This window comes from Ruegeria sp. CG1, assembly GCF_056537265.1.
This window is the reverse complement of the sequence record NZ_JBQFRF010000027.1, coordinates 1-1700: the sequence shown is the minus strand read 5'-3', so window position 1 is coordinate 1700 and position 1700 is coordinate 1. Positions and strand designations below refer to the sequence as shown.

Sequence of the window (1700 nt, the reverse complement as noted above, 5' to 3'; positions counted from 1 at the left end):
GCACTTGCGGCAGGTTCAGGGTGGATACACCAACCTCAATCAACTGGCGAAATCGGCCAAGCGCGGCACGGTGATCTGGACGGATGACGACCGGCGCGATGTCGAAAATCTCCATCGTGCGATCATCCAGCACCGGCAAGACCTGAAAGCGCTGATCACAGCGGCCCGCCGAAATCGAGAACCGGAGGCCGCCATTCGCCGGATCTTGCGCGACGATGATTGGACATCTGAAGTATGAATGTCGCGGCTCGCAATCTGACAGCAGGGGATTTCCTGGAGCTTGCCTTCCGGGAAGCGCAGAAGGGTATCGATCGATCCAAGCAGATCAGCCTGCAGCTGCAGACCGCCAAGCGCATGAAGTTCATGATCTCGCGGGCCTCATCCATCAAGGCGCGGCTGGGTGCTGTGGTCGGAAAGCCCGAGGCGGTTGTGAAACACGTCCGCAAAGGTGGGGTGAACAACGCCCATGAGCTGCGCCGCCAGATCAGTTACCTGACCGTCCGGGCAGAGGGTGTCTTGGACATCCGGGACAATGGCGTGACCCCGCTTGATGCGGATCAGGTCAGGGATTTGATCGAGACCTGGGCGGAGGATTTCAACGGGAAAACCAACTACGGTTACACCCGTCACATGATCGTTTCTTTTCCCGAAGGCACCTATCCGGACGCCGCGCATGAGGCGGGCTTGGAGTTCGCGGACCGTCTGTTTGGAAGCAGAGATTTTGGCGATACCTGGGACTACCTGACAGTGTTCCACAACGACACCGATAACCCCCATGTCCACATCGTTGTGAACAACCGAGGCGTCGAGCATGGGCAGTGGCTCGCTATGGGCATGAGCAGCGAGATGAACATCGACGTTCAGCGCGCCATCCAGGTTGAGGTTGCCGAAGGATACGGCATTGAGCTGACCGCGACGACCCGCCTTGAGCGCGGTTTGCGGCAGGAAGTGGAGACAGACACGTGGAAAGTTCAGGCCGGTATGTCGGTTGTTGAAAGCACCCCGGAAGTCGAAGTTACGGCCCGTGACAGGGCTGCGGATGTGATGACTTTATCCATCGCAAGAATGTCCGATCTGTTTGATGAGCGCGCCAACGCCATCAGCGAAAGGATCGAAGAGTTTGCCATCAAGCTCATTGAAGGAGAAGAACCTATGGTATCGAGAATGGAACATCTACTGGATCAGGCCCATCATTTTGATGATTACGGTGAGCCGGGAGGCCCCGAATACAAGTCGCCTGAGCTGATGCACGAGCTGCGTCAGCACATCGCATTAGGCGGCGATGAGGAAACAATCAGCCCCGATCTGAAGGCCCGTGTGATCCAGCATATTGACGATCACCAGCATATCGCGGAGAGCGGTGGAACCCTCTCGGCGATGGCTGATATTGTCGATCATAAAGTCTATCAATCCTCCGAAGACTACTCGCCGCCAGCAGTTCGCTATGACGTCTACATGCGCGATACGCTGGGCGAGGATGCCAGTGACAATTGGTCGAAGAAGTCCGCTGATATTCTGCAGTCCATCGAAAAAATGGAAGGACTGGCGCGCGAGGTCGAAGATCCAAACCTGCGCGTCTCAATGGATATTCAGATAGGTGAGCTGAAAGGCGACGTTGCGAATATGCGGCCCAACGATCCTGACCTGCAAGCCTTCATCATGGAGGACAGGCGTTATTCAACGCTGATGGACACCGCTGA

General features: G+C 56.5%; 2 protein-coding genes. Both read left to right on the top strand.

Annotated features, from left to right (window positions below; genetic code table 11):
• Nucleotides 1-238: hypothetical protein (locus ACR0AU_RS21940; RefSeq protein ID WP_480796331.1), on the top strand; the 238-nt coding region annotated here is incomplete at its 5' end.
• Nucleotides 235-1700, top strand: a 1466-nt coding sequence (locus ACR0AU_RS21935) for a relaxase/mobilization nuclease domain-containing protein (protein WP_480796330.1), incomplete at its 3' end; no start/stop codon positions are given. The genes ACR0AU_RS21940 and ACR0AU_RS21935, both read left to right, overlap by 4 nt.